This window comes from Photorhabdus laumondii subsp. laumondii, from assembly GCF_003343245.1.
In the GTDB taxonomy this organism is placed as follows: Bacteria; Pseudomonadota; Gammaproteobacteria; order Enterobacterales; family Enterobacteriaceae; genus Photorhabdus; species Photorhabdus laumondii.
Genome location: NZ_CP024901.1, coordinates 1,292,240 through 1,318,815 on the forward strand (window position 1 = coordinate 1,292,240; position 26,576 = coordinate 1,318,815).

The 26,576-nt window shown below is 52.8% G+C and carries 20 protein-coding genes and 4 pseudogenes; 6 read left to right on the top strand and 18 right to left on the bottom strand.

Features of this window, described 5'->3' with window-relative positions; genetic code table 11:
- The first annotated feature begins 3 nt into the window (after positions 1-3).
- Positions 4-1,386: an IS4-like element ISPlu9 family transposase gene (locus tag PluTT01m_RS05700; RefSeq protein WP_011144727.1), complete on the top strand. Its 1,383-nt coding sequence runs from the start codon at positions 4-6 to the stop codon at positions 1,384-1,386.
- 12 nt (positions 1,387-1,398) lie between these two features.
- Positions 1,399-6,762, top strand: a pseudogene (locus tag PluTT01m_RS05705) (amino acid adenylation domain-containing protein); the annotation flags it as partial.
- 12 nt (positions 6,763-6,774) lie between these two features.
- Here PluTT01m_RS05705 and PluTT01m_RS05710 read toward each other — a convergent pair.
- Positions 6,775-7,659, bottom strand: coding sequence for an IS982-like element ISPlu6 family transposase (locus PluTT01m_RS05710; protein WP_011144786.1), 885 nt, complete (start codon positions 7,657-7,659; stop codon positions 6,775-6,777).
- A 192-nt stretch (positions 7,660-7,851) separates the two neighbouring features.
- On the opposite strand from PluTT01m_RS05710, the gene PluTT01m_RS25520 reads away from it, so the two are divergent.
- Positions 7,852-8,040 carry a hypothetical protein gene (locus PluTT01m_RS25520; RefSeq protein WP_125043742.1) on the top strand — a complete coding sequence of 63 codons (189 nt, stop codon included), beginning with the start codon at positions 7,852-7,854 and terminating at the stop codon, positions 8,038-8,040.
- On the opposite strand, the pseudogene PluTT01m_RS28200 reads toward PluTT01m_RS25520, so the two are convergent.
- The 9 genes and pseudogenes from PluTT01m_RS28200 to PluTT01m_RS05765 all read right to left on the bottom strand — a co-directional run.
- Positions 8,002-8,121, bottom strand: a pseudogene (locus tag PluTT01m_RS28200) (IS982 family transposase); the annotation flags it as partial. The gene PluTT01m_RS25520 and the pseudogene PluTT01m_RS28200 sit on opposite strands and share 39 nt — an antisense overlap.
- A gap of 26 nt (positions 8,122-8,147) precedes the next feature.
- Positions 8,148-8,351 (bottom strand): annotated as a pseudogene (locus PluTT01m_RS05720) (transposase domain-containing protein); the annotation flags it as partial.
- Positions 8,352-8,500: 149 nt separating this feature from the next.
- On the bottom strand, positions 8,501-9,298 hold the full coding sequence (locus tag PluTT01m_RS05725) for a hypothetical protein (RefSeq protein ID WP_011145455.1): 798 nt from the start codon (positions 9,296-9,298) through the stop codon (positions 8,501-8,503).
- Between the two features lie 11 nt (positions 9,299-9,309).
- A complete protein-coding gene (locus PluTT01m_RS05730) occupies positions 9,310-9,654 on the bottom strand; it encodes a DUF7957 family protein (RefSeq protein WP_011145456.1) in 345 nt (114 codons plus the stop codon).
- A gap of 8 nt (positions 9,655-9,662) precedes the next feature.
- Entirely contained in the window at positions 9,663-10,619 is a 957-nt protein-coding gene (locus PluTT01m_RS05735) for a VENN motif pre-toxin domain-containing protein (RefSeq protein WP_082303113.1), read from the bottom strand.
- A 60-nt stretch (positions 10,620-10,679) separates the two neighbouring features.
- On the bottom strand, positions 10,680-10,985 hold the full coding sequence (locus PluTT01m_RS05740) for a hypothetical protein (RefSeq protein ID WP_011145458.1): 306 nt from the start codon (positions 10,983-10,985) through the stop codon (positions 10,680-10,682).
- Positions 10,982-11,836, bottom strand: a complete 855-nt coding sequence (locus PluTT01m_RS27225) for a hypothetical protein (RefSeq protein WP_011145459.1) — start codon at positions 11,834-11,836, stop codon at positions 10,982-10,984. Before PluTT01m_RS27225 ends, PluTT01m_RS05740 begins: the two co-directional genes overlap by 4 nt.
- Positions 11,837-12,688: 852 nt before the next feature.
- A complete protein-coding gene (gene xerC / locus PluTT01m_RS05760) occupies positions 12,689-13,801 on the bottom strand; it encodes a site-specific tyrosine recombinase XerC (RefSeq protein ID WP_011145461.1) in 1,113 nt (370 codons plus the stop codon).
- The gene (locus PluTT01m_RS05765) at positions 13,788-17,102 is read right to left on the bottom strand and encodes a CHC2 zinc finger domain-containing protein (protein WP_011145462.1); all 3,315 of its coding nucleotides are present in this window, start codon (positions 17,100-17,102) and stop codon (positions 13,788-13,790) included. Before PluTT01m_RS05765 ends, xerC (PluTT01m_RS05760) begins: the two co-directional genes overlap by 14 nt.
- A 132-nt stretch (positions 17,103-17,234) precedes the next feature.
- Here PluTT01m_RS05765 and PluTT01m_RS05770 point away from each other — a divergent pair, with 132 nt between their 5' ends.
- Positions 17,235-17,573 carry a helix-turn-helix domain-containing protein gene (locus tag PluTT01m_RS05770; RefSeq protein WP_011145463.1) on the top strand — a complete coding sequence of 113 codons (339 nt, stop codon included), beginning with the start codon at positions 17,235-17,237 and terminating at the stop codon, positions 17,571-17,573.
- Positions 17,574-17,665: 92 nt separating this feature from the next.
- The gene (locus tag PluTT01m_RS05775; RefSeq protein WP_011145464.1) at positions 17,666-17,908 is read left to right on the top strand and encodes a SymE family type I addiction module toxin; all 243 of its coding nucleotides are present in this window, start codon (positions 17,666-17,668) and stop codon (positions 17,906-17,908) included.
- Positions 17,909-17,952: 44 nt separating this feature from the next.
- Here the strand turns inward: PluTT01m_RS05775 and PluTT01m_RS05780 are convergent, their stop codons facing one another.
- The 6 genes and pseudogenes from PluTT01m_RS05780 to PluTT01m_RS05810 form a co-directional block, all read right to left on the bottom strand.
- A complete protein-coding gene (locus tag PluTT01m_RS05780; protein WP_011145465.1) occupies positions 17,953-18,270 on the bottom strand; it encodes a hypothetical protein in 318 nt (105 codons plus the stop codon).
- A complete protein-coding gene (locus tag PluTT01m_RS26570; protein WP_011145466.1) occupies positions 18,267-19,178 on the bottom strand; it encodes a hypothetical protein in 912 nt (303 codons plus the stop codon). Before PluTT01m_RS26570 ends, PluTT01m_RS05780 begins: the two co-directional genes overlap by 4 nt.
- A 223-nt stretch (positions 19,179-19,401) precedes the next feature.
- Positions 19,402-19,638, bottom strand: a complete 237-nt coding sequence (locus PluTT01m_RS05795; protein ID WP_040150625.1) for a hypothetical protein — start codon at positions 19,636-19,638, stop codon at positions 19,402-19,404.
- A gap of 178 nt (positions 19,639-19,816) precedes the next feature.
- A pseudogene (locus tag PluTT01m_RS28205) lies at positions 19,817-19,927 on the bottom strand (Contact-dependent inhibition of growth factor CdiA); the annotation flags it as partial.
- Positions 19,928-20,337: 410 nt separating this feature from the next.
- Complete coding sequence (locus tag PluTT01m_RS05805) at positions 20,338-20,601, bottom strand: hypothetical protein (protein WP_011145468.1); 264 nt, start codon at positions 20,599-20,601, stop codon at positions 20,338-20,340.
- Complete coding sequence (locus PluTT01m_RS05810; RefSeq protein ID WP_011145469.1) at positions 20,591-21,277, bottom strand: hypothetical protein; 687 nt, start codon at positions 21,275-21,277, stop codon at positions 20,591-20,593. Before PluTT01m_RS05810 ends, PluTT01m_RS05805 begins: the two co-directional genes overlap by 11 nt.
- A gap of 352 nt (positions 21,278-21,629) precedes the next feature.
- Here PluTT01m_RS05810 and PluTT01m_RS26835 point away from each other — a divergent pair, with 352 nt between their 5' ends.
- Entirely contained in the window at positions 21,630-21,887 is a 258-nt protein-coding gene (locus tag PluTT01m_RS26835) for a hypothetical protein (protein WP_157866891.1), read from the top strand.
- A 229-nt stretch (positions 21,888-22,116) separates the two neighbouring features.
- On the opposite strand, the gene xerC (PluTT01m_RS05825) is transcribed toward PluTT01m_RS26835, so the two are convergent.
- Positions 22,117-23,247 (bottom strand): site-specific tyrosine recombinase XerC, encoded by a 1,131-nt coding sequence (xerC, locus tag PluTT01m_RS05825; RefSeq protein WP_011144925.1) that lies wholly within the window; start codon positions 23,245-23,247, stop codon positions 22,117-22,119.
- Positions 23,234-26,548, bottom strand: coding sequence for a CHC2 zinc finger domain-containing protein (locus PluTT01m_RS05830; protein ID WP_011144926.1), 3,315 nt, complete (start codon positions 26,546-26,548; stop codon positions 23,234-23,236). Before PluTT01m_RS05830 ends, xerC (PluTT01m_RS05825) begins: the two co-directional genes overlap by 14 nt.
- Positions 26,549-26,576 lie beyond the last annotated feature (28 nt).

Genomic DNA, 26,576 nt, shown 5'->3' on the forward strand with positions numbered 1-26,576 from the left:
TTTATGTTTTCAACCAGCGCCGAACAATGGGCAAATGACACGTTTCAACATGCGGAATTAGGTGATAAACGCCGTACCAACCGCCTGGTGAAAGTGGCCTGTTCGTTGGCTAACCATATAGGACAATCGCTCGTGCAATCTCTTGACTCTCCTGCCGATGTTGAAGCGGCCTACCGACTGACCCGAAATTCCGCCATTGCGCCTCAGGCCATCGCCGAAGCCGGATTTACCGCCACCGTCGCTCACGCTCAACGTTATCATTGCCTGTTAGCGCTGGAAGACACGACAACCCTGTCATTTTCCCATGCGTCGGTCGCCGATGAACTCGGCTATACCACCTCAAAGGAAAAATCCCGGGGCATGCAGGCACACTCGGTGTTGTTATTTGCGCCTGAAGAACAACAGGTCGTGGGGTTGATAGAGCAACAGCGCTGGTGTCGAGATGTCAGTGATTATGGCAAAAGCCGACAACGCGATACACGCCCTTATGAAGGGAAAGAGAGTTATAAGTGGGAACGGGCCTCACAAGCCGTCGACAGCCGGTTAGGGGAGCAGATGGCCAACGTGATTTCTGTCTGTGACCGTGAAGCCGATATCATCGAATATCTGCGTTATAAAACGAGCCAAAAACAACGTTTCGTCATCCGTTCGATGCAAAACCGGCGTATAGAGGAAAGTCAGGATAAACTTTATGACTTTATTAGCCGGTTACAGAGTGCTGGAGAACGATTAGTTCAGGTCAGACAGAAAGGCGGGCGTCAGGCGCGTGTCGCGCATTGTGATATCAGTTATGCCGAAGTGACGTTGAAAATCCCCGAAGGAAAAAGCGGTGAGGCGGTGCGGATATTTTATGTCGGTTGCTACGAAAAAGGTCCGGAGGATGGGCTTTGCTGGCATCTTCTGACCTCCGAACCCGTCAACAGTCAGGAAGACGCCCATAAAATATTCAGTTATTACGAGCGCCGCTGGCTGATAGAAGAATTTCACAAAGCGTGGAAAACGGGCGGCACGCAGGTAGAAGCGCTGCGTATGCAAAGCAAAGATAATCTGGAGCGCATGATAGTGCTGCTGGCCTTTATTGCGGTACGAATACACCAGCTGCGTTTTATGGGTCTGAACAAAGAAGAGGCAGAGAAAGAGAGCTGTGAGACAGTATTAAGCCCCCTGGCGTGGAAATTACTGTGGTCAAAACAAGAAAAACGCCGTGTGCCGAAAAAAGCCCCGAGTTTGCATTGGGCCTTCATCAATCTGGGAAAACTGGCCGGCTGGTACGATTCCAAACGCACGGGTCGAGTCGGATGGGAACGACTTTGGGAAGGCTGGTTTCGGCTGCAAACCCTGATAGACGGCTATTTGCTGGCTAAATCAGTTGATTTGGAGATCTGATCAAGAGACAGGCTTAAAGCGGGGGCGGTTTATGTACCGATTGATCCGGATACCCCGGATGAGCGCAAACTCTGGGTCATACAGGATTGTGCGGCTCAGTTGCTGCTGACGGATAATCACATGGCGATCCCGAACAATCTGGCGGTGCCGTTATTGCGAATGAGGGAGGAAACAGATCCCGGCCGGGAAGATGACGAACGGGATCTTAACTTAACCCGTCGGGGTTCAGATGCCGTTTATGTGATGTATACCTCCGGTTCGACGGGGGTACCGAAAGGGGTTATTGTGTCGCATCGTGCGGTCATCCGGCTGGTTATCAATAATGGCTATGCGGAAATTGAACCGGATGACCGGGTGGCCTTTACCGCGAATCCCGCCTTTGATGCCGGCACCTTTGAAGTCTGGGCTCCGCTGCTCAACGGCGGGGCGCTGGTGGTTATCGACCGCAGTACATTATTAACTCCATGGCAGTTAGTCCGGGCATTACAGAGCCACTGTATCACAGTTCTGTCACTGGTTGTCGGCCTGTTTAACCGGCTGGCGGGGGAGTTATCCCCGGTTTTACCACAGATAAAAATTCTGATTGTTGGGGGGGATGTCCTTGACCCTAATGTTATTGACCAGGTGCTGACTGGCAATCCGCCACAGCAATTATTACAGGCTTATGGCCCGAGTGAAGGTACCACGTTTACGACCACCTACCGTATTACGGCATTAGCACAGGGCATAACCAGCATCCCGATTGGCCGCCCCATTGCCAATACGCGGGTTTATGTATTGAATGCCAAAGGATTACCGGTGCCGTTAGGCGCTGTCGGTGAAATGTATATTGGTGGTGATGGGGTCGCCAGGGGCTATCTGAACCGGCCTGAACTGACGGCAGAACGTTTCCTGGCCGACCCGTTCAGCGATAAACCGGATGCCCGGATGTACCGCACCGGGGATTTGGCGCGCTACTTGCCGGACGGCAATCTGGAATTTTTGGGCCGCACTGACCAGCAGGTGAAAATCCGCGGTTTCCGCATTGAACCGGGGGAAATTGAAGCGCGGCTGGCCGAACACCCGGCGGTGCGTGAAGCCGTGGTGCTGGCTCACGGGAAAGGGCTGGACAAACGGCTGGTGGCGTATGTGGCGGCGGACGTGGAAGAAGGGCTGGTAAATAACTTACGTGAGCGCCTGAGTCAAGTTTTGCCGGAGTATATGGTGCCGGCGGCGGTGGTGCGTCTGGACCGCTTCCCGCTAACCCCGAACGGCAAACTGGACCGCCGGGCGCTGCCGGTGCCCGGGGAGGACGCCTTTGCCCGCCAGCGTTATGCAGCCCCGCAGGGCGCCACCGAAACTGCCCTGGCGGCGGTCTGGCGAGAGTTACTGGGTATTGAAAAAATCAGCCGGCATGACAATTTCTTTGCCCTGGGCGGGCATTCTTTGCTGGCGGTGCGGGTGATAGAACATTTGCGTCAGCAGGGGCTGACACTGGCGGTACGCGACCTGTTTCAGACCCCGGTGTTAGCCAATCTGGCACAAAAGCTGGCGCAGTACGCGGCCGTGCCCGTGCCTGCCAATGTGATTACCCCGGATACCTGTACGCTCACGCCGGCTATGCTGCCGTTGATAAATCTGACGCCGGCGGATATTGACCGTATCGTTGGGCAGGTGCCGGGCGGCCTCAGCAACCTTCAGGACATTTATGCCCTGTCCCCGCTGCAGGACGGGATCTTATTCCACCATTTGCTGGCAAGTGAGGGCGATCCATACTTGTTGACCGGTCAGATGGTATTTGCGGCTCGGGAGGTGCTGGACCGCTATCTGGCCGCGGTGCAGCAGGTGGTCAACCGCCACGATATTCTGCGCACCGCCTTTATCTGGCAGGGGCTGTCAGAGCCGGCGCAGGTGGTCTGGCGCCAGGCCCCGTTATCCGTCACCGAATTGACATTAGATCCGGCAGACGGGCCGGTCAGTGAGCAGTTAAGCCGGCGTTTTGACCCGCGCCATTATCGTCTGAACTTAAGTGAAGCCCCGTTATTGCAGTTTGTTGTTGCCCGGGACACGGAGGGGCGTTGGTGCTTACTGGAATTACAGCATCACCTGATTGGTGACCATACCACGTTAGAAGTCCTGCATCGTGAAATCCGGGCGTTTCTGACGGAGCAGGCGGAAACGCTGCCGGCCCCGGTGCCGTTCCGCAATCTGGTGGCCCGGGCCCGGTTAGGCCGGAGTCAGGAAGAACACACCCGTTTCTTCACCGACATGCTGTCGGAGGTAACAGAGCCGACCCTGCCGTTCGGCGTGGCGGAGGTCCACCGTGACGGCTCACAGGTGACGGAATTCCACCGGATGTTGCCGGCGGAACTGAATGATCGTCTGCGCCGGCAGGCGCAGCAGTTGGGCGTCAGTCTGGCAACGTTGTGCCATCTGGCCTGGGCGCAGGTGTTGTCACGCACCAGCGGGCAGGAAAAGGTGGTGTTCGGCACGGTGCTGTTCGGGCGCATGGCGGCGGGAGCAGGGGCCGGCACAGGGATGGGACTGTTTATTAATACCCTGCCGCTGCGACTGGATATCGATAACACACCGGTGCGGGAGAGTGTGCGGCAGGCCCAGTCCCGGCTGGCCGGATTACTGGCGCATGAGCATGCGTCACTGGCGCTGGCTCAGCGGTGCAGCAGCATTGACAATGCGGGGCCTCTTTTCAGTGCCTTGCTGAACTACCGACACAATGATGTATCAGCCCTGTCCGATGAGGGACTAAGCGGCATTGAATTTATGGGCGGACAGGAGCGGACTAACTACCCGTTTGCGCTGTCGGTGGAGGATTTTGGGACGGCGCTGGGGCTGACCGCTCAGGTTGTCGAGCCGTTTGGGCCGGAGCGGGTCTGTGACTATATGCAGCAGGCACTGGACAGTCTGGCGGAAGCGCTGGCGCACACCCCGGACAGGCCGGTGCGTGCCCTGGATATCCTGCCGGCCGCGGAACGGACCTTGTTACTCACCACCTGGAATGCCACGGAAACGCCGTATCCTGAAGACTTATGTATCCATCAGTTATTTGAACGGCAGGCAGCGACAACCCCGGACGCCATTGCCCTGGTGTATGAAAATCAGTCGCTCAGTTACGCGGAACTCAACGCCCGGGCGAACCGGCTGGCACATCAATTAATTACGCTGGGGGTCGTGCCCGACCAGTTAGTGGCGATTTGTGTCTCACGCTCACTGGTCATGGTGGTCGGGATATTGGCCATCCTGAAAGCCGGTGGGGCGTATATGCCGCTCGACCCTGCTTATCCAGATGAAAGATTGGCCTATATGTTCGAAGACGCAGCTCCCGTTGCAGTACTGACTCAAACCGAGTGGGTTGACCGGCTAGCCAGCACTGTGCCTACTGTCGTACTTGATGCCCAAACTCAACTTTGGATGTCATATTCCACCGATAATCCAGATCCTCAGGTGTTGGGACTGACATCACACCATCTGGCCTATGTAATTTACACCTCAGGCTCTACGGGACAGCCTAAAGGAGTTATGAATAGTCACCAGGCTTTATGTAACCGCCTACTATGGTTCGTCCGGAATATCGCAACGACACCATTGGTCGGGGCACTAAAAACCAGCATCAGCTTTGTTGATTCTGTCACTGAAATGCTAGGCGTGTTGTTGGCTGGAGGTAAACTGGTTGTATTCAATGATCATGAAGTGAAAGATTTCGATCGTTTCAGTGATGGTTTACGTCGTTTTGGCGTCAATTATCTGGTGGTGGTGCCTTCGCTGTTAAAACACTTAATTCAAGGTTATAGCGATAAATTGAAATCCATTAGGACGTTAGTTTGCAGCGGAGAACGGCTGGCTCCTGAACTGGCTCGGCAAGTTGTGACGGATTACCCTTGGCTCCGTCTGTTAAATTTCTATGGTTCATCCGAAATTAATGGTGATGCCACCTGGTATGAATACCCTACTCAGACAGAAATACCGGAAGTATCGGTGATAGGCCGTCCCATCGCCAATACCCAGATCTATCTTCTCGATCCTATTGGGCAACCTGTCCCGCTTGGTGTAGTCGGCGAAATTTATATCGCCGGTGCTGGCGTGGCTCATGGTTATCTCAATCGTCCCGAATTAACGGCTGAACATTTCCTTCATGACCTATATAGTGATAAACCGGATGCACGTATGTACCGTACTGGAGATTTGGCGCGTTATCGTCCGGACGGCAATCTGGAGTTCCTCGGTCGTAATGATCAGCAGGTGAAAATTCGCGGTTTCCGTATTGAACCGGAGGAGATTGAGGCCCAGTTGATGGAACATCCAGCAGTGCGTGGTTCCGTCGTGTTGGCACTGGATGACGGGTCGGATAAACGGTTGGTGGCTTATGTGATGGCGGACGCTGAGGAGGGACTGGTTAACAGCTTACGTATCCACCTGAATTCGGTTCTGCCGGATTATATGGTACCGGCGGCATTTGTGCGACTAGAGAGCTTCCCGTTAACCGCTAACGGAAAACTGGACAAACAGGCATTGCCAGCACCGGATAGCGATGCGTTTGCCCGTCAACACTATGAGGCACCACAAGGAGCAACCGAAATCTTGTTGGCGACGATTTGGCATAAACTGCTGGGCATTGAACAAATTAGCCGGCACGACAATTTCTTTGCCCTGGGAGGACATTCACTATTAGCTGTAAGAATGATGAATCTTGCTGCTGGGCAGGGCTTGAATTTCACGTTAAATACCCTGTTTCAGTTCCCTGTGTTGGTCGAACTGGCGGTAAAAATAACCTTAGACCCTCTGCTTCAAAGACAAAATAGCGCCATATCAGTACGGCCTGGTGGAACAGGGTTACCGCTATTTTTAATTCCCACTGGTACGGGAGACTATTCGTATGCCTTCGGGCTGTCCCAGTATATCTCATCGGGTTACCCGATTTATGCATTACCTTGGCCTTCCATCAATGAAGAACCGATGTCAACGATGGAAGAGTTAGCTGCCAAAATGGTTACCCTGATGAAAGCTGTTCAATCCACAGGGCCATACAGGATAGGAGGCTATTCTTCCGGAGGTATATTAGCTTATGCGATTGCTCAGCAACTTTTGAATGCCGGTGAGCAGGTTAATTTCTTGGGGATGATTGATACACTAGCGCCTCATTATTTAAGAGAAGATCCTCTGCAACCGAAATATCGTTTCCTTGTTGGACTCACTCAACGGTTAGAAGGAGAGCATCTAGAAGAGATATCGGTGTTGCACCAGAACATTGAAGCGTTGAATTTAGTTCAGTTGATTGAGGCCGCACAAGAACTGGAATTATATCCGGCAACTCTACGTGCCGATGTGGTCGCAAAATATTGGGAGCAAATTGCACGTTATGCACAATTAATTGCTAATTAACCCGAATTCTGCTTAATCCGTCATTGAAAAATCGTCTTCTGAGTAGAAAACTTTCAGTGATGGCTTCTTCAATTTAAGGCAGTAAGCAATCAATCCACCTAAAACGCACAACAGAAAGCCTTTTATACTTCGGTGGCGGGAATGCTCTATTTGAGAAAGAGTTTTTAATTGCCCATTAATCGTTTCAATGATAAAACGCTTTTTTAACATTATCTTATCCCACTCAGCTTGCATACTCGCTTTCATGTTACGCCGTTTTTTCGTGATGAAAGTGACATCGGTTTTAGCTAAATCGTCCGCCAATTCCTGGCTGAGGTAACCTTTGTCACCGTAAAGAGAACCCGTTAATTCTTTTGATAATTCACGAACAGGTTCCCGATCATCCACATTACCCGGAGTCACTTTAAGCGCGAGAATTTCACCCTGATGATTGACAACCAGGTGTAATTTGAAACCGTAAAACCAGCCCATTGAATTTTTTCCGCGCTTTGCTATCCCCGCAAAGACCTTATGTCGAGGGATGCGAATGTTATGGCAGACACTCAAACGGGTGGAATCAATAAAAGCAATGCCTGTGGGTTTCCCTTTTAATTGAGTCAGATAGCTGCATAATGGCACCAAAACGGAAGGAGCCACACTGACAAAACGAGGATAGCTAAGCAAGGTTGGAAAATCCTTATGGTGATATTTCCAAATATGTTCTAGATAAAAATGTTTAAAATCACGGTAATGCGACATATGAAAAAGGATCAAAATGGTCATGATTTCACTGGGATACATATGACCTTGTCGGCGGCGTAAACGATGCCCGCTATCGAGACAAAATTGTTCCCATTGAGGGATGAAAAAACGGCAAAAATCATCGACATCACAGAAAATTTCAACTAAGTTGTCCATAGCCTGTTCCCCCCTCGGAGCTGTTTTTGGTGCACACCAAAACTTTGCTCCTGGAACAGGCTTCTCGTCAATTTCTTATCCAGAATTCGGGTTAATTATGAACCACCAACGTTGGCAGTAACTTTGCATCAGTTCTATGCAATAGAATTTTCTCCTGATGCCTTTTTTGTGACAAATGAGGGGGCCGAATTTGTGAACATAGAGCAATCGTTAGGTTGGGAGCGAATAATGCCTGATACACTACTACAGTTGATTGCTATTCCGGGTAATCATTCAAGTATGATGGGGGAGAATGAGAATAAAATCACGCTAGCTGAAGCTATGAATAGAACGTTATTAACCTCAGCTTCGTTTAAAAATAGCGATATCACAATCCCGTAAATTCAAGCTCGGTTTTTTAGGTTGGAATGTATAAGCAATTAAGCCAGCGACGATTTCCAATAAAAAACCGAGCTGACTGCGTTGTCAGATAACAACAAAATGGGATGTTAACTGAAGGGATTCTCAGGCCAGGGCAATAGCTCATTCAACCGACTGTTCGGCCAGACAGGCAGTCGGCTGAGAACATCACGTAACCAGACCCAGGGCTCATGTCCGTTGGCTCTGGCGGTTTCCAGCAGCCTCATTATCATGGCTGCCCGTTGCCCCGCCGGCAGGGAACCCGCAAAAAGCCAGTTCTTTCGCCCGAGTGCCGGTCGCGGTAGGAATTGCCGGTAACGGCTATTCCTACCGCGACCGTTACAGTCAGCGGGTGAATAAATGGATACCGCCCCCCCGAATTGTGCATCCTTATCCTTTGCAGCGCTTTTACGCCAAACACCCGAGGTAGGAGCCGGATGCGTTAGTAGCGCACGTCCGGATCTGTGCGGGGGGGGGGATAGCCGGTAACGACTATTCCTACCGCGACCGATTGAACTCTTGTCTTCACGCCATTTTCAAACGTATAGTACCCACCATTGTGACTATAAATTGTGTTTCCTGATGCGTCTATTTTTCCAGTGTTATTATAAACACCATTTTTTGGCCTGGTAACTGAATTTCCTTTTGGGGTATAGCCCGCAGGTAATGTTGTCCCTTTTCCTGTCTGAGTAGTTCCCTTTCCGACTATATTCACAGAAGTTCTATTAGCTTTTGCCCCAATAGCCCCGACCGCGGTCTCCAGCAACACCAGATTCCGTTGCTCTTCCTTCACATACTGCGCCGCATCGGCTTTAGATAACCCGGCGTTTTCCAGCTCTTTTTGGCGCAGTTCCGTGTTAAAGAACCCAGAAAGTGGTCCACTACCGCCATTTAACCAGCTGCTCTGCTCTGAACGGCCTAGCTTGTCATTGGCACGGTATCCCGATACCGCCAGTTCTTTACCCACCTCATGGTTGATAAAGGCCAGCTCTTCGCGGCTCAACTCACCATTCAACGCCATTTGTTTCAAGGTATTGATGGTGGCATCACTGGCCTGCCGGTACGCTGTCCAGACCCCTTTACGGCAACTGTCATCCTGACACGATGCCAGTTTACCGCGCATGTCTTCAACCGACGGCAGACCTTTATCCAGAATGCGCTGGCTTAATTCTTTGGCCTTACCGCACGGCTTCCGGTGACAGCGTGCGGCAATCGCCCAGATTTCGGGAGGCCAGCGCATTATTCTCAACCTTATTTTACAACATCTCGTGATAAGAATAGGCCAGTATGAGGATCGAAAAATATTCTTCTTCCATAAAAATCAACAACAAAATATTGCCCTTCAACAACGTTCAATCCTTCATATGGGTAACTGATTTGACCTTCTTTTTGTAAATCTGAAGGCTCTATTTGCCAAAGAAATTCTCCATTATTTGTGTAAGAAAATAGATTATTTAGTCCGTCATCTCCTATAGGAATATCAGTTAAGACAAGAACAGAACCATTATCGATTTCTATCGCCTTAATAATCTTTTGATTAAATATAATTAAGTGCCCATTAATATTAATCTTGTTATCGTTTACTAAGATAGCCATTTTATATCCTATTTTTTCTGAATAGCCTGTTCATTAGTGAATGTACCTGTTCTTTGCCCCATAAGATCAAACTGGGTTCCTCCACCTTTATAGCCAAACAGACTATTTGCAGAACCTACTCTCATCTTAGTACCTGCTTTAATTTCAACATCCGCAACGTATTTTGGCTCATATGGCAAAGCAAATTTTTCTTGAATTTGTTTACTACTTAATCCTTTTATATCTTCGGCTTTCATCATCCATCCCCCTCTCATTTGTGAATGAGTACCATCATAAACCCTAACAAATTGCGTGTTAGCTGCTAATTCAAATTCCTTTACTGTAGTTCCTGGAGTATATGGAGGTTGTTCATATCCCTGACTTTTCCACCAATTATTTACTTCTGTTGCTGTTACTTCTTTAATGGGCTTTTCAGGGAGTCGTCCAGAAGTACCTTTGCCCTCATTTATAGATGAAATCGTCGTCTTATTTCCAGTAATACTTTTATCAGCCAGAGAACCTCCTTTCCCCTCAACCACTTCTGTTGACCGATACTTACTTAAAGACAGATATGCTTTCGCGGCTGCAAACTGTATCAGCTTCGCTTCACTGGTAGGTATCCCTCCAGCAACAATTTCCGCCGCTTTCTGTGGCGTCATCTGCTCATTTGATAACACGACATCTAACGGAACACCAAAGAAGTTCCCCCACGCAATAATCAGACCTTTTGCCGGGTCTTGACCCTCAGGGACTTGTCCTTTGAGGTAGTGAGTTAAGGCTGCGTTGATTTCTTCGGGTGTTGCCCCGGATTGAGTCATCTTTTGAGCCAGTGACCCTGCGCCTTCAAAATGTTTAGCGCTTTCGGAACCAAACAAACTTCCCATGCTAAGGGCATTATTATCCACCGAATTCTTCCCGGCCTGCGCCCCGGTGAGGGCGCTGGCGGTGGAGTCACCGGCAATACCGCCTGCTAGCGTGGAGCTGATTAAATATTACCCCGGTGGACTCATGCTGCCCTCTTAGCTTTGTAAAGGCTGGATCGTTGTTTAAAAGCCACTTAATACTACTTGCCCTTCTGTATAACTTTTAAGAATCCTACTGCTTATTTCAAATATACACTTAGTAAAATCGCTTATTGTTAGATTATATCCCTCATCTGTGATATTAATTTTTCCCAGAAAACGCAATGCTATTTCATTAGAAAATATTATGTTAAAGCTCTCACTGGTTTCCTCAATTTTCTCAATAATATATTGATTATCAAAGGGTCTACCATAAGGGCCATCAGGGAGAAAGAAGTAAAGTGATTTTTTCTCTTTTACCCAATTTTCAACTATTTCTTTTGTGTTCATTTCTTAATTATCCAGTTATTGTCTAGTGATGGTAAAAATATTTGCGTACCACCACCATGTAACGTTGGTTGAGTCCCTTTAGTTCCAATTTGTGCTGCCGCTGGCCCTTCATAATACTTAGTACCTTTGGGGATCTTTATAATGGCTTGGTTTTTAAAAGTATTACCCCATTCAGGTAAAACAGCACTATCCAGTTGAGATTGTAGAGGTCCTTTTGATGGCTGAGGAGTCCAAAAGCGACCATCAACTTTAGCAGAGCCGCCATAATCTCTGAAAAAATATATATCTGTTTCTGCGACTTTTTCAGTATAACTTCCACTTCTGAACGTTGAAGCAGGAGCTCGCAAATCATTGGGGTTTCCTAATGGGCCAATTTCATGCGGGCCATAAGATTTTATAGTTTTTGATACTCCTTGTTCTAAGTTCTTCGAGACATTCTTCACCACATTAGCCGCTACAGCTTCGGATTTTGCTGCCACTGCCTCTGCCGCAGTTTTACCCACACCTATTACGCCGGCTGCGCCCACACCACCCGGCGTTAATGCTTCTGCGACCTGAATACCTGCATTATTTAGACAAATTGTTGGCGCAGCTTTACATCCTTCCAGTGCAGCTCGTGCCATTGCTGCAATTTCAGGTGTGGCGGCCACAATCTGGGCACCACCGGCTACTGCCATTCCTCCCACAGAGACAATTAGATTTCCATTAGCTATACCTTTAGCAATATTACTTTTGCAAGCCGTATCACAGTCCGGTGTTTTAGCCAACCAAAATCCCAAGTCTGACCCGGCTGCTGCACCTAGGGCATTATTATCCGCAACAACCCATTCCATTGCGAAGTTGACCGCCAAACACCGATTTTCCCAATGCCCTCAGCCAGTTACCACCCGTTTTTTCCAATGGGCGTTCACCGCCGGCCCCAAAACCCCCTGACGCGCTTTTCGCCTCCAAAGGCCGGTTTTTCCCGCCGTGCCATTGTCAGTGTAGCGCCTTTTTCGGCAACGGGCGAACGTCGCCCAACTCGCTTGGGCGGCGGATGCCCGTTCTGCGGGCGCGGGCGGCATAGAGCCCGCAAGCGGCGCCCCTGCGACGCTCGGGGGCACCGGGGTTTCGGGTTGCGCATGACCTTGCATGACCACGCGATTTTGTTCAGGGAAGCCCCCGGGGGCTGCACGGGGCGGCGATGGCGAGCACGGGAATGAGCAAGGAGCCTGCGACTGCGAACCGGGCGCAGCCAGTGCAGCGGGGTTGGGGCGGGGGGAAGTCAATGAGCGGAGGCCGCAGGCCGACCTGCCTTTAGGGGGGTTGGCCCAACGGTTGCAGGGCAGCTAAAGAAGAACTCAGAGTTGCCGATGTCCGGCTCAGTCGGTTAGAGCATAAGGCGCAGCCTTGTGCGCCACTCCCCGCAATGCCGACCCGCGGGGGCGCAAGACATAATGCCAATTATACGCATTAAGCCGCTCATCAATGCTCAGGCGGTTGCCCGGGCTCACCGGCGCAGTGCGTATAATTCCCCCGCATTATGTTCAATAGGCGTTGGGCGGCCTGGACCGGCTTAACGGGGACGCTCGTGGTTGAGCCGCCTGACGACTATTTACCCCCGCGTGCGCCGAGGCTGACGGGCAGTCCGGCCACGGTCTGCCCCCACACCGAACCCGCCCAACGTAACGGGGACGGGCGGACGCTCAGCGGCTATCGGAGGTTCAGGTCAGCTCTGGGCTGTCCGGCGGCGTGTCGGCATCGGCGTTATCGTCGGCGTACAGGTCGGCCAGTAAACCCACTTCATCGGCGTCGCGGACTTTTTCGTCGGCCATTTGCTCCGCCGGATGCGTACTGGCGTGCACCGCCTGCAAGGCCCGGATAGAGACCTGCGTATACACCTGGGTGGATTCCACGCTGGCATGGCCTAACATGGCCTGTATCCAGCGCAGGTCCGCGCCGTTCTCCAGCATCTGCGTTGCCATCGCATGCCGGAACAGGTGGCAGGCACCTTTTTTCTCGATACCCACCGCGTTGATATAAGCTGTCACCAGATTGCTGATACCGTTAGCCTGTAAGCCGTCCAGCCCATCCATTGCGACGAATAATGCCTTGACGTCTGGATTGACGATAAGTTGTGGCCGCACCTGTTGCTGATAGCGCTGTAGCCAGCTTAAGGCCCGTTCACCGAGGGGCAACACCCGGTCTTTATTCCCCTTGCCCTGCCGGATGGTCACCGTTTTGCGTTTTCCGTCAACGCTGTACACATCCAGCCGGGTTAATTCGCCCCGACGCATCCCGGTTGACCAGAGCAACTCCATCAACGCCCGGTCACGTATCCCCTGCAACGTCGTCAGGTCAGGCTGCGCCAGTATCTGTTCGGTTTCATCGATGGTCAGGATATAGCGCGGCAGGTGCTTTTCCAGTCTGGGGAGTTCAATGTCCGCCGCCGGGTTCGCCAGTATCAGATTCTGTTTGGTCAGCCATTTGAACCAGACTTTCAATGGCTCCAGTTGGGTACGTTGCGTCCGGGTGCTTAACGGTTCACCGTTGGTCTTGCGGTACTGATACAGATAACGCTGGTAACGCTCCAGTATCGGCCGGGTGATATCCGCTGCGTAGTATAAGCCGCGCTCGGTTGCCCACAGGATAAAGTGGTAAGTATGGTGCGTCTGTACTTTCAGCGTACTTTCTGACCAGTTCCGTTCCTGTCGCCACACTACAAAGCGCAGCAACAACGCATACAGGCTCTTCGGGTCATGCGCCGGCCCCACAGGCTGACGGTAGACGTCATTAACGGTCAGAAGGCTCCCCTTGCGGGGTTTACGGTTTGCCATGATTGACCTCCGGTTGAGATTGAGGGGCGGGCGCAGACAAGGGGCGCGTTTTCTTTTTTCCTTTTATCACGGTGTCTTCCGTTACCCCGACTTGCGGTACGCTGAACCCGTGCTCTGCCTGCCCGGATGGGGATTTTTTCACCCCAGACTTAGCCCGGACCTGGCCCAGACTTGAGGCAGACGGGTGTTCATTTAAGTCAGACTTGCTCTCATGACCTGTCGGGACGGCTGCCGGCGTTTTATCCCTGTCGGGTACGGGCAATGCGCCTCTGTGATTATTTTCCTTAATAACTGCGTTTTCATCTGCCCGGACTTGTGCCCCTGCCGGCCCTTGTTCTGTCCGGGCTGACGCGGGTTTTTCTTCCCCAGACTCAGGCCAGACTTGCCCCGGACTTGGGGAAGACTTACGACCTTCCGGGTCAGACTTGCGTTCACTGCCGGCGGTTTCTGAGTCCGCTTCTCCGACATCCAGCAGGCCGCACAGGTGGGCTGCGCCGTTGTCTTCTCCGTCCCACAGCAGTTCATAATGCAGCAGGTGCCCCCGGCTGCCGCCATGCAACAGCAGGTATTCCATTTCCGTCAGCCGTTGACAGTGGTTTTTGAGCTGGCTGTCGCTCCAGTGGGTAAAGGCGCGGATATCCCGCCGGGTAAAGCGCACTTCATTTGGCTGGCAGTGCTGGATTTGCGCCTGTTCGTTCACCATCTCTTGTATCAGCAGTAACAGTTTGCGTGTTTGCGGCGGCATTTCATCCAGCGTGCGCCCCAGCACCTCATGCGCCAGCCGGTTGGCGAGGGCAATATCGTCTTGGGTGACTTCGATATATTCGATGACCTGCCCGCGGTGGGTCGTTTTCTTCACTTCACGTTGATACTGGTGCAGCAGGGCAATGGCCTGTATCAGCGTCAGGTATTTCATGTGGTCGCGCCGCATCCGGGTTTTGTCTGACAGGAACGTCAGTTGGTGGGCGTAAGGATTGACCACTTTCAGCGGCCTTAACAGGCGCTGGGCGTTCTGGTGTAACTGCGTCAGATAGCCTTTCTCCGAGTCAGCCAGCAACCCGGCCAGCGTCTGGCGGTGTCGCTGCATGGCGTGGATAGCCTGCGTCTGCTCGCGCGATTCGTTGACCGTCAGCACCAGACAGCGGTTCAGCAGCTCTTCATCCACATCAATGGCCGTCGTCGTTAACATCAGCATCACCGGTCCCTGTACCTTGTATTCCCGCGTCACCAGTTCGCCGCTCTGCTCGTTCTTGCCGGTGCTGGCGATTTTCAGCTCGCCGTCGGACTGCAACAGTTTCAGGGCATAAGCCGCCTGCCGCACGCCTTCCTCTTCGGCTATCGCCAGTATTTTGTGTTGCAGGCTGGTTTCGCCGAGGTAATACAGGCTCTGTCCGGTCATTGCCGAGTACTGGATACGCTCCTCTTCCGGCATCAGGTTCAGCACGGCATCCATCAGGCTGCTCTTGCCTGCCGCGCTGCTGCTCTGGATTAACACGGCCAGCGGTTTATCGAGTTTGCGCGAGACTGCCGCCAGATACCCGGTCAGCAGATTGGTCGATTCGCCGACCACCCCGCAGGCGGCCATGTCGTTGATAATCTGTTCTGTTAAGTTCGGTGATGTCAGCAATGCCAGCGCGGCGGCTTCGTCTTCCGCGCTGACCGTGACCGCCGTTGTCCCTGAGGCTTCGGCGTCGGCTTGCTGTTGCGCGTCCTGTTGCTGCTCCAGCATCAGCAATACCCGCCCGGCTTCGCGTTTGATGACCGACAGCTCGCATTCCAGCTCTTGCGCCGCCGTGCTGATGTAGTTCTGACGATGCCGCGCGTGATACATGTCCAGCGTATCCACATGGAACAGGCCGGACGTTTCATCACGGACCTGCACATTGACTTTCATCACATCGGGCACCGGCGATTTTTTCATCCCTCGTATCCGCCAGACCCGGGGGCCGCTTTTCATCAACAACTCACCGGACGCCGTACGCTCACAGGGCACGGGGGCAACGGTCAGCGCCGGCGGGGCGGCTAAAGCAGCCGGTTTAGCCACATCAGCATTGTGAGGCTTTTCCGTCACACCCGGCGAGACGGGCCGCTCATGGCTGAACACCGCGCCCGGTGCCGTTCCCTGTCCCAGCCAGACCGCCTGTTGCAACGCCAGCCCCAGTGCATGTTCGGCGTTGCCGCTTTTGACGGCATAGTCATTGGCATCCATGCCCGGCGGGAACTGCACCCGCCATGCCTCGATACCGGCTTCCAGTAAGTCAGCCGCCACATTAGCCGCGCCACGGTCTCCGGCCTCGTCCCGGTCAAAGGCAATCAGCACCCGTTTCACGCCGTGATACTGCAAGGCTTCGAGGTGCTCACGGTTAAACCCGTTCACCCCGAACGCGGCAATCACGTTACGGAACCCGGCACACCAGAAGGTCATGGCATCGATCAGCGCTTCGCACAGGATAATTTCCGCAGCGGCTTTCATCGCTGCCTCATTCCAGACCCCGGCCAGGGGTGAGGACAGGTACAGATGCTTTGGGCTGTCTTTCAGCACTTTGTAATCCGGCTGGGTTCGGCGGCCATACAGTTGCAGCACCCGCCCGCGGCTGGCCACACTGGCCGATTCGGCCCAGCCGATTATCGGCACCACGACACAGCCCCGGAAGTGGTCCTGCCGGGTGGTGGTACGCAACACGCCCAGCCCCGACAGCTTGCCGCGCAACTGCTGGCCTTCCTGACTGTCTTTGGACGGCAACAATCCCGCGGAACCGCTGATACCGTGATGACCCGCATAACCGAGCCGGAAGTGGCTGACCAGTTCAGGATGATTCAGCCCGCGTCGTGCCAGCCAGGCTTTGGCTTCCGGTGACGCCAGTAAGTGCTGATGATAAAAATCAATCACCTGATGCAACAGCGCCTGCCCGTCATCGTCCAGGTCGGCCAGTTTCGGGCGCGGCAGGGGTGCCGCCTGTGACTCCGGCGGGGCGGCTAAAGAAGAAGCGGCCACAACTGCATTGTCCATATCCGGCAACCCGGCCAGCTCCCGCAGCCGGCGGATAGCGATTTTCAGCGTCACCCCTTCCGTTTGTATCACCCAGTCCAGCACCGACCCCGCTGCGCCACAGCCAAAGCAGTGATACAGGTTCTTAGCAGGCGATATCACCATTGAGGGCGTTTTCTCGTTATGGAACGGACAGCGCAGCACATAATCCTCACCGCGTTTTTTCATCGGACGGCCTTGCTTACGCGCCAGCCCCAGTAACGAGACGGTTTGCTTTAAGCGGGCTAAATCGGTATCGGGAACGCGGGTCATTGCCTCTACTCCTGTAAAATGCGTCAAGATTCATATTGATAATATATATAGTCCCTGATATGATACTTTTAGTCAAGCGATAAAAACGGGAGGGGTATAGTGACGTCAGTTACAGCAACTTTGGAATTTCCTATGAGCTTTTCTGATAAATTGGCGGCTTCCCGTAAAGAGCTTGGTTTCACGCAACAACAGATGGCTGACAAGATTGGTATGCACGTTTCACAATACAAGCGCTATGAAGCCGGGACATCCCAGCCGACGATTGATGTGTTTCGGCGGATTGCATTAGCGTTGAATGTCAGTGCCGATATGCTTCTTTTTGATCCCAATGAGCGCGGACCCGATGACCGGCTAAAACTCCAGTTCGAAGCAGTCTCACAGTTGGATGAGAAAGAGCGGGAAGCGATTGAGACAGTGATTAGCAGTATGTTGCATATGCATGATGCTAAACGTTGGACGGTAAAACGTTAGCCGCTCAAGAAGAGACAATACTTACGCGGTGTTGAGATGCTGAGAACATCCCAGCACCGCTAACCACAACCCACTATCAGAGGTAGTTAGCTATGGCTGAACGCGATTGTAATGTAAATTCAGGCAGTTCGAAAGCGCAACGCCGCTATAAGGTCGGCTATATCAGCCGATGTCACGCCGACCGCCACACTGGCATGACCCGCTATTACAGCCAGCATCCCAGCTTGCATCTTAAAGGTAATTGGCTGGAAGAAGCGGGCTTTGTGACCGGGCAGCCAGTGCAGGTCAGTGTTGAGCACGGACAGTTGATTATCCGGCTCGTTGAGAACAGTTGACGGTTAAAAGCAGGAAGCTCCCGGCCACTGACCGGGACGCCTAATTAACAAAAATCCTGTTCTATATTACCTTCTGCCTTTAGGATTGCCAAAAAGCGTTGATAAGCAGTTTCATCTAACTCAAGTAGATCATCCAGCAACTGTTCTTCTATTAATGCCCAATGATGAACACTTTTAGCATCATCATTTGAGAAAAAAACAGTTTTAAAATCTATCGTTGTATCGATAACTGAGACTTCATGAGACTTATATGCCTGTAAACCTCCATAATTTGGTGGTAACCCATAAAAATATGTTTCATCACCAAACCAATATATGGCAAAAACATCAACAATAGAGCCATCTGATTCTTGTATTTTCATTTAACATTATCCTTTATTGAATCTATTACCTTTTTAGGATCCTGTTGGATTCTCTGAGGAGTAGTAATTTTCATGTCATAGGCTTTACCAGTATTTGAGTTGTACTGGTAATGGATAGTTATTGTTTGTCCATTAGGGAGCCTATGTTTTGCTTCCATTTTCTGAAAACCAGCCGCTGTAGGAAAACGGGGATCTTTATTCATACCTAACAATTTACTTCCTTGTGACGGATTTGATTCAACCTGTTTCCAGAAAGTTTGCTCATTCAGATCCCTTGGCGCAGCAACTTGTTGTCCTGGTTTCGCAGTAGATATCTTTTCAGCATTTTTGATAAGCTGTTGATGATAAACAGTATTATCCGATTTATCACCCAGATTCGTTGTGCCTTGACTGTTTTTCCCAATCTTTTCCAGCGCCGTTTTCTCTGTATTAACAGCCGCGCCTGTGCTTCCCTTTGTTGTTGGCGATGACTTCGGCCCTTTAGCCCCCTCCATCACAATTGGCAATGTCATCGCCATCGCAGCGGCCGTTTCCTTGCTCATGCCCATCGCCTCAAAGCGTTTTGTCCAGCCGAGTTCGCCTACCTTGCCTGTGGCCGCCTGACCTAACGTATTCACCGCCGACAGGTAATTTCTGAACTCAACCGGCAATGTGCCATCCCGGTCCATATTTTTGAGGGTACGTTCAAACACCGGCCACTGATCAACCAGATAACCATACTTCTGTGCACACTGGGTCGGGTTGCTGTTGCAGAAATCCATCATTTCCTGCTGATTGCGGATATTAGTGTCTACCATATCCTTGATCACTTGTTTGCAGCTTTCGCCTTCACAGGTGCGGGCTTGATGCGCAAAACTGTCCAGCTCATTCACGCTCAGATAGTTATTCTCAATAACAACCCATTCCATTGCGAAGTTGACCGCCGGACACCAATTACTCCAATGTACTCAATCGGTTACAAACGATTTTTCCCGGGGTAGTTCGATGTCCGGCTCATAATGCCCCGACGCGACTTTTACCACCGATTAGTTGGTCTCGGTCATCGCGGATGGAGGAACCAATCATCTAGATGAGGCCCCCTCTAAACCGATAATTAAAAGTAAAATCCCAACTTAAAAACCGAGATTTTAATCATGTAATGAGATCTACTTTTGTATTCATCAACACATTTATAAACTCGTCTAACGGGAATTTCATTTCTATTGGTTTTTCCAAAATCCTACTATCTGAAAAAAATTCAATCTCAATAGAATCAATTCCCTTGTCTTTGTTAAGTTGACAAAGTATTTGCCCCCTATACGAAATTTCTGCTGTCAGCTCTTCGTATCTGGAGTCACTAAAAAAATCCACTTCAAAATTATTAGCCATTTTTTTACCTTTTAGGATCTAAAAAACCTGAGAAAGAACCATCTGAGTTGTAGCGGACACCTCTACCATCAGGTAGACGGTATTCTATACCACCCTTGGATAAATCGGTTCGGACAGTATTCTTATTATTCAACACTTCATTTACGAACCGGCTAGCTGCTTCATTTTTCTGAGTAACATTTCCTTTTAACGGCTCAAATATTCCTCCTGGTCTTCCTGCGTGTTTTTCCCAAGCACGAGCCCCAGCAGATAATCCTTGATTATTAATAGGCTTATTAGCAGAAGATACTAAATCACTCTTTTTAAACTTATCATCAAAATTTTTGGAATCAGATTGCTGAGTTCTCGCATTCTCCTCATCCTGTGGTTCCCAACCACTAGGTGATCCAGAACCAACTCCACCATACTGAGACTTTTCTTCATTTGTCAGATTCTTCCCTACATTTGGTTGGCTTTCATTATCGACATAATCTGACGAACATACCCGGCCAAAAGAACATTGGGTGGCTTTATCTATAGACTCTCCCATTTCCTTCAATTTTTTGTCCAAAGCTGAAGCTATTGTCTGGTTTGCTTCATTCACGGCTTCACCCGTGTTTGAACCGGCTATCGGTGGTGGTGGCATTGGTATAGCTAGGGCATTATTATCCGCAACAAGCTGTATCCAGACTTGCGATTATATTGGCCGGAATTAAGTAGCTAAGGATCTGAAGAGGATTTTCTTTTGCGAATTTCTTCTATCTTCGCCAATACCCAAATTCCAATTCCAACAGGCAATCCTGCACCAACTCCTACTCTCGCAGTGTAAATAAAATCATTCCAATGATAATTAAAATAACCATTTTCAAAATAATAAAATGCAGGTACAGCTAACCCTGCAATAAAGGCCAAAAGAAAAATAAACGATGTCCAGTAAGCTGTAAGTAGGATAAAAGCTTTTAATCCTATTCGTTTATTTTCCATTTTTAGCTCCATTTTCTTTTATCTGGTTTTCAATACCAGTGCCTATTACTGTACCTACAACAGTACCTCCGATAGCACCACCTATTTCTGACGCTACAGGACTGATAACGACAGGAGCCAGTTTATCTGTAATTATTTTTCCACCTTTAGCACCTGCTACAGTACCAACAGCCGCACCTATAACAGCTCCAGTTGCATCTTCACCTTTAAGCTTGCTACCCAGCCAGGCTCCACCAATATTTACCCCTTCTGTATATATCAAACCTTTACCTTGGGTTAATGCTCCCACTCCGGCAGCTATAAGGGTGTCGGTATAGCTGTAACTCTCGTTTGGTTTCATAGTGATAAGCTGTTTTCCGGTATCGGATATTGCACCAAGTAAAGCTCCACCCACTACGGCTGCGGTCCCAGCAACAGGCGCAATTATAGTACCTCCCACAGCAGAAGCACCTGCCCCCCAAGCGACTAATAATCCTCTTGCCGGATCTTGTCCTTCCGGGTGATCGCCTTTGGCATGTTTTGACAATGCCGCTGAAATCTCTTGAGGGGATTTACCTTCATTTAACATAGCGGTAGCCAGACTTGATGCTGACCGACCATAATCCGCCATGCCTTTGGGTAAGCTCAGGGCATTATTATCCGCAACAACCCATTCCATTGCGACGTTGACCGCCAAACACCGATTTTCCCAATGCCCTCAGCCAGTTACCACCCGTTTTTTCCAATGGGCGTTCACCGCCGGCCCCAAAACCCCCTGACGCGCTTTTCGCCCCCGAAGGCCGGTTTTTCCCGCCGCGCTCTGGTCAGTGTAGCGCCTTTTTCGGCAACGGGCGAACGTCGCCCAACTCGCTTGGGCGGCGGGTGCCCGTTCTGCGGGCGCGGGCGGCACAGAGCCCGCAAGCGGCGCCCCTGCGACGCTCTGAGGCACTGTGGCTTCGGTTTGCGTATGACCTTGCATGACCACGCGGTTTTGTTTTGTTCAGGGAAGCCCCCGGGGGCTGCACGGGGCGGCGATGGCGAGCACGGGAATGAGCAAGGAGCCTGCGACTGCGAACCGGGCGCAGCCAGTGCAGCGGGGTTGGGGCGGGGGGAAGTCAATGAGCGGAGGCCGCAGGCCGATCTGCCTTCAGGGTTGTTGGCCGGACGTTGGCACGGCAGCTAAAGAAGAACTCAGAGTTGCCGATGTCCGGCTCAGTCGGTTAGAGCATAAGGCGCAGCCTTGTGCGCCACACCCGCCAATGCTGACCCGCGGGGGCGCAAGACATAATGCCAATTATACGCATTAAGCCGCTCATCAATGCTCAGGCGGTTGCCCGGGCTCACCGGCGCAGTGCGTATAATTCCCCCGCATTATGTTCAATAGGCGTTGGGCGGCCTGGACCGGCTTAACGGGGACGCTCGTGGTTGAGCCGCCTGACGACTATTTACCCCCGCGTGCGCCGATGCCGACGGGCAGTCCGGCCACGGTCTGCCCCCACACCGAACCCGCCCAACTCAACGGGGGCGTGCGGACGCTCAGCGGCTATCGGCGGTTGAGGTCGGCTCTGAACTGTCCGGCGGCGTGTCCGTGTCGGCGTTATCGTCGGCGTACAGGTCGGCCAGTAAACCCACCTCATCGGCGTCGCGGACTTTTTCGTCGGCCATTTGCTCCGCCGGATGGGTGCTGGCGTGCACCGCCTGCAAGGCCCGGATAGAGACCTGCGTATACACCTGGGTTGACTCCACGCTGGCATGGCCTAACATGGCCTGTATCCAGCGCAGGTCCGCGCCGTTCTCCAGCATCTGCGTTGCCATCGCATGCCGGAACAGGTGGCAGGCACCTTTTTTCTCAATGCCGGCGGCCCGGATATAACCGCTTACGGCATTCGTGATACCGTTCGGCTGCAACCCGTCGAGACCGTCCATTGCCACGAACAGTGATTGGATGTCCGGGGTGACCAGCAGTTGCGGGCGAATCTGTTGCTGATAGAACTGGAGCCAGTTTAAGGCCCGTTCGCCGAGGGGCAATACCCGGTCTTTATTCCCCTTGCCCTGCCGGATGGTCACCGTTTTGCGTGACCCGTCTATGCTGTAGATATCGAGCCGGGCCGCTTCACTGCGTCGTATCCCGGTTGACCAGAGCAGCTCCATCAGGGCCCGGTCGCGCGCGCCCTGCAACGTATTCGGGTCAGGCAGCGACAGGATATGCTCGATTTCATCAATGCTCAGGATATACCGCGGCAGGCGTTTTTCTTCCCGCGGCAACTCAATGTCCGCTGCCGGGTTCGCCAGTATCAGGTTCTGTTTCGTCAGCCATTTGAACCATACCTGTAACGGCTGCAACTGCGTGCGTTGGGTGCGGATGCTCAGCGGCTCTCCGTTGGTCTTGCGGTACTGGTACAGGTAGCGCTGGTAACGCTCCAGTATTGGCCGCGTGATGTCCGCGGCATAGTACAGGCCCCGGTCCGTGGCCCACAGGATAAAGTGATAGGTGTGATGGGTCTGCACTTTCAGCGTGGTTTCCGACCAGTTCCGTTCCTGCCGCCAGGCCACGAAGCGCAGCAGCAGCGCATACAGGCTTTTTGGGTCATGTGCCGGACCGACAGGCTGACGGTAGACGTCATCGACGGTCAGGAGACTTCCCTTGCGGGGTTTACGGTTTGCCATGATTGACCTCCGGTTGAGATTGAGGGGCGGGCGCAGACAAGGGGCGTGTTTTCTTTTTTCCTTTTATCACGGTGTCTTCCGTTACCCCGACTTGCGGTACGCTGAACCCGTGTTCTGCCTGCCCTGATGGGGATTTTTTTACCCCAGACTTAGCCCGGACCTGGCCCAGACTTGAGGCAGACTGGCGTTCATTTAAGTCAGACTTGCTCTCATGACCTGTCGGGACGGCTGCCGGCGTTTTATCCCTGTCGGGTACGGGCAATGCGCCTCTGTGATTATTTTCCTTAATAACTGCGTTTTCATCTGCCCGGACTTGTGCCCCTGCCGGCCCTTGTTCTGTCTGGGCTGACGCGGGTTTTTCTTCCCCAGACTCAGGCCAGACTTGCCCCGGACTTGGGGAAGACTTACGACCTTCCGGGTCAGACTTGCGTTCACTGCCGGCGGTTTCTGAGTCCGCTTCTCCGACATCCAGCAGGCCGCACAGGTGGGCTGCGCCGTTGTCTTCTCCGTCCCACAGCAGTTCATAATGCAGCAGGTGCCCCCGGCTGCCGCCATGCAACAGCAGGTATTCCATTTCCGTCAGCCGTTGACAGTGGTTTTTGAGCTGGCTGTCGCTCCAGTGGGTAAAGGCGCGGATATCCCGCCGGGTAAAGCGGACTTCATTTGGCTGGCAGTGCTGGATTTGCGCCTGTGCGTTCACCATCTCTTGTATCAGCAGTAACAGCTTGCGCGTCTGCGGCGGCATTTCATCCAGCGTGCGCCCCAGCACCTCATGCGCCAGCCGGTTAGCCAGGGCAATGTCGTCCTGGGTGACTTCGATATATTCGATGACCTGCCCGCGGTGGGTGGTTTTCTTCACTTCACGTTGATACTGGTGCAGCAGGGCAATGGCCTGTATCAGCGTCAGGTATTTCATGTGGTCGCGCCGCATCCGGGTTTTGTCTGACAGGAACGTCAGTTGATGGGCGTAAGGATTGACCACTTTCAGCGGCCTTAACAGGCGCTGGGCGTTCTGGTGTAACTGCGTCAGATAGCCTTTCTCCGAGTCAGCCAGCAACCCGGCCAGCGTCTGGCGGTGCCGCTGCATGGCGTGGATAGCCTGCGTCTGCTCACGCGATTCGTTGACCGTCAGCACCAGACAGCGGTTCAGCAGCTCTTCATCCACATCAATGGCCGTCGTCGTTAACATCAGCATCACCGGTCCCTGTACCCTGTATTCCCGCGTCACCAGTTCGCCGCTCTGCTCGTTCTTGCCGGTGCTGGCGATTTTCAGCTCGCCGTCGGACTGCAACAGTTTCAGGGCATAGGCCGCCTGCCGCACCCCTTCTTCTTCGGCTATCGCCAGTATTTTGTGTTGCAGGCTGGTTTCGCCGAGGTAATACAGGCTCTGTCCGGTCATCGCCGAGTACTGGATACGCTCCTCTTCCGGCATCAGGTTCAGCACGGCATCCATCAGGCTGCTCTTGCCTGCCGCGCTGCTGCTCTGGATTAACACGGCCAGCGGTTTATCGAGTTTGCGCGAGACTGCCGCCAGATACCCGGTCAGCAGATTGGTGGATTCGCCGACCACCCCACAGGCGGCCATGTCGTTGATAATCTGTTCTGTCAGGTTCGGCGATGTTAGCAACGCCAGCGCGGCGGCTTCGTCTTCCGCGCTGACCGTCACCGCCGTTGTCCCTGAGGCTTCGGCGTCGGCTTGCTGTTGCGCGTCCTGTTGCTGCTCCAGCATCAGCAAGACCCGCCCGGCTTCGCGTTTGATGACCGACAGCTCGCATTCCAGCTCTTGCGCCGCCGTGCTGATGTAGTGCTGACGATGCCGCGCGTGATACATGTCCAGCGTATCCACATGGAACAGGCCGGACGTTTCATCCCGCACCTGCACATTGACTTTCATCACGTCCGGTACCGGGGATTTTTTCATCCCCCGTATCCGCCAGACCCGGGGGCCGCTTTTCATCAACAACTCACCGGACGCCGTGCGCTCACAGGGCACGGGGGCAACGGTCAGCGCCGGCGGGGCGGCTAAAGAAGAAGATTTAGCCACCCCGGCACTTTGGGGCTTTTCCGTCACCGTCGGCAAGACGGGCCGCTCATGGCTGAACACCGCGCCCGGCGCTGTTCCCTGTCCCAGCCAGACCGCCTGTTGCAAGGCCAGCCCCAGCGCATGTTCGGCATTGCCGCTTTTCAGCGCATAGTCATTGGCATCCATGCCCGGCGGGAACTGCACCCGCCATGCCTCGATACCGGCTTCCAGTAAGTCAGCCGCCACATTAGCCGCGCCACGGTCTCCGGCCTCGTCCCGGTCAAAGGCAATCAGCACCCGCTTCACGCCGTGATACTGCAAGGCTTCGAGATGCTCACGGTTAAACCCGTTCACCCCGAACGCGGCGATCACGTTGCGGAACCCGGCACACCAGAAGGTCATAGCATCGATCAGCGCTTCGCACAGGATAATTTCCGCAGCGGCTTTCATCGCTGCCTCATTCCAGACCCCGGCCAGTGGTGAGGACAGGTACAGATGCTTTGGGCTGTCTTTCAGCACTTTGTAATCCGGCTGGGTTCGGCGGCCATACAGTTGCAGCACCCGCCCGCGGCTGGCCACACTGGCCGATTCGGCCCAGCCAATTATCGGCACCACGACACAGCCCCGGAAGTGGTCCTGCCGGGTGGTGGTACGCAACACGCCCAGCCCCGACAGCTTGCCGCGCAACTGCTGACCTTCCTGACTGTCTTTGGACGGCAACAACCCCGCGGAACCGCTGATACCGTGATGGCCCGCATACCCCAGTTTAAAGTGGCTGACCAGTTCAGGATGGTTCAGCCCGCGCCGCTCCAGCCAGGCTTTGGCTTCCGGTGACGCCAGTAAGTGCTGATGATAAAAATCAATCACCTGATGCAACAGCGCCTGCCCGTCATCGTCCAGGTCGGCCAGTTTCGGGCGCGGCAGAGGTGCCGCCTGTGATCCCGGCGGGGCGGCTAAAGAAGAAGCGGCCACAACCGCATTGTCCATATCCGGCAACCCGGCCAGCTCCCGCAGCCGGCGGATAGCGATTTTCAGCGTCACCCCTTCCGTTTGTATCACCCAGTCCAGCACCGATCCCGCTGCGCCACAGCCAAAGCAGTGATACAGGTTCTTAGCAGGCGATATCACCATTGAGGGCGTTTTCTCGTTATGGAACGGACAGCGCAGCACATAATCCTCACCGCGTTTTTTCATCGGACGGCCTTGCTTACGCGCCAGCCCCAGTAACGAGACGGTTTGCTTTAAGCGGGCTAAATCGGTATCGGGAACGCGGGTCATCAGTGACCTCCTGTAAAAACCTGTCAAT

Bases quoted from the DNA above. Each gene is read 5' to 3' on its own strand.
- PluTT01m_RS05700 (WP_011144727.1), top strand. From the start codon at position 4: ATGTTTTCAACCAGCGCCGAACAATGGGCAAATGACACGTTTCAACAT.
- PluTT01m_RS05710 (WP_011144786.1), bottom strand. From the start codon at position 7,659: ATGGACAACTTAGTTGAAATTTTCTGTGATGTCGATGATTTTTGCCGT.
- PluTT01m_RS05725 (WP_011145455.1), bottom strand. From the start codon at position 9,298: ATGCGCTGGCCTCCCGAAATCTGGGCGATTGCCGCACGCTGTCACCGG.
- PluTT01m_RS05730 (WP_011145456.1), bottom strand. From the start codon at position 9,654: ATGGCTATCTTAGTAAACGATAACAAGATTAATATTAATGGGCACTTA.
- PluTT01m_RS05740 (WP_011145458.1), bottom strand. From the start codon at position 10,985: ATGAACACAAAAGAAATAGTTGAAAATTGGGTAAAAGAGAAAAAATCA.
- xerC (WP_011145461.1), bottom strand. From the start codon at position 13,801: ATGGCAAACCGTAAACCCCGCAAGGGGAGCCTTCTGACCGTTAATGAC.
- PluTT01m_RS05765 (WP_011145462.1), bottom strand. From the start codon at position 17,102: ATGACCCGCGTTCCCGATACCGATTTAGCCCGCTTAAAGCAAACCGTC.
- PluTT01m_RS05770 (WP_011145463.1), top strand. From the start codon at position 17,235: ATGAGCTTTTCTGATAAATTGGCGGCTTCCCGTAAAGAGCTTGGTTTC.
- PluTT01m_RS05775 (WP_011145464.1), top strand. From the start codon at position 17,666: ATGGCTGAACGCGATTGTAATGTAAATTCAGGCAGTTCGAAAGCGCAA.
- PluTT01m_RS05780 (WP_011145465.1), bottom strand. From the start codon at position 18,270: ATGAAAATACAAGAATCAGATGGCTCTATTGTTGATGTTTTTGCCATA.
- PluTT01m_RS26570 (WP_011145466.1), bottom strand. From the start codon at position 19,178: ATGGAATGGGTTGTTATTGAGAATAACTATCTGAGCGTGAATGAGCTG.
- PluTT01m_RS05795 (WP_040150625.1), bottom strand. From the start codon at position 19,638: ATGGCTAATAATTTTGAAGTGGATTTTTTTAGTGACTCCAGATACGAA.
- PluTT01m_RS05805 (WP_011145468.1), bottom strand. From the start codon at position 20,601: ATGGAAAATAAACGAATAGGATTAAAAGCTTTTATCCTACTTACAGCT.
- PluTT01m_RS26835 (WP_157866891.1), top strand. From the start codon at position 21,630: ATGAGCAAGGAGCCTGCGACTGCGAACCGGGCGCAGCCAGTGCAGCGG.
- xerC (WP_011144925.1), bottom strand. From the start codon at position 23,247: ATGGCAAACCGTAAACCCCGCAAGGGAAGTCTCCTGACCGTCGATGAC.
- PluTT01m_RS05830 (WP_011144926.1), bottom strand. From the start codon at position 26,548: ATGACCCGCGTTCCCGATACCGATTTAGCCCGCTTAAAGCAAACCGTC.